Origin of the sequence: Paraburkholderia franconis (assembly GCF_009362735.1) — a bacterium.
GTDB classification, from domain to species: Bacteria; Pseudomonadota; Gammaproteobacteria; order Burkholderiales; family Burkholderiaceae; genus Paraburkholderia; species Paraburkholderia franconis.
On sequence record NZ_WHNP01000228.1, the window covers coordinates 1 to 1,141 of the forward strand.

Genomic DNA, 1,141 nt, shown 5'->3' on the forward strand with positions numbered 1-1,141 from the left:
GCCGGAAGAATGCTGGACGCCGGCGAGGCATGTCGCCATGACAAGCGCGGCGATGAGTCCAAGGTGTTCGAAGAAGGCGTTCAGCGCAAAGAAGTGCGCATCGCCCGTCAGGTTCCAGAAGTCGTTCGCGACGAACATCGCCACGGCCGTCAATGCGCCCAGCGCGCCCGCGCCCAGCCACACGAAGCGATTGGCGATCACGCACGCCGAGCCGCCAAGCTCGACGACGATCGTGAGCGCCGCCCACAACCATCCTGGGTGCAGCCCAAAATGTTCCTGTTCGAGCACAGCGCCATGAAAGTTCGCGAGCTTGGCAAGACCGCCGATCACATAGGCGGACACGAGCGCCGTGCGTATGAGCATCAGCAGCCAGGGCTGCGCGAGGATCGCGGCGATCCAGCGTGGATTCCCCTGTGCACGCGCGTTCATGTCAGACCGCCCAGCACGCGCAGCCGAGCGCGCCCCAGAACGAACGCAGGTCGGACGCCGGCGCGCTGTTCGACCAGGCGCGCGCGTGATCGTGGCCGTGCACCGCGCATCCGTTCGAGCAGCCGCACGATGCCGCCGCCATCTGCTGCAACGAAGCCTCGGTTTCTCCCTTCGTGCATGAAGCCGGGCTGCGCATCCTCGTGATCGACGGGCAGCGCGACCCACGTCTGAATGCCGTGCATCGTCTGCCTCTCCGGACGATCTTCATTGGGCGTGCGTTCCGAATGCACGATGCCGCGCCCGGCCGTCATCCAGTTGACATCGCCGGGCACGATTTTCTGTTCGAAGCCGAGGCTGTCGCGATGCATCAGCGAGCCTTCGAACAGATAGGTAACGGTCGCGAGCCCGATATGCGGATGCGGGCGCACGTCGACGCCCACGCCGGCCGGCAATACGGCGGGACCCATGTGATCGAAGAAGATGAAGGGGCCCACGAGACGGGCGGCGCGCGCAGGCAGCACGCGCCGCACGACGAGATTGCCGATATCGCTTTCGCGTGGCGTGAGGATCGTTTTGATTGGACCTGGCATGGTGCGATGAAGTGATGCTCGATACGGTAAATCGGTAAGCCGGCGAGCGAAGCGACGGGAAATAAAGCCCGCATTCAGAACGCGGGCACGGATATTGAAGCCAGGCTTGAAGAGCGTTCGAT

Annotated in this window: 1 protein-coding gene and 1 pseudogene; both read right to left on the reverse strand. The window is 64.2% G+C overall.

The genetic code is table 11. The features are described from left to right. A partial coding sequence (locus GCT13_RS47820; RefSeq protein ID WP_152768446.1) for a DoxX family protein occupies positions 1 to 429 on the reverse strand: 429 nt, incomplete at its 3' end. A gap of 173 nt (positions 430 to 602) precedes the next feature. Then, positions 603 to 1,019, reverse strand: a pseudogene (locus GCT13_RS47825) (pirin family protein); the annotation flags it as partial. Positions 1,020 to 1,141 lie beyond the last annotated feature (122 nt).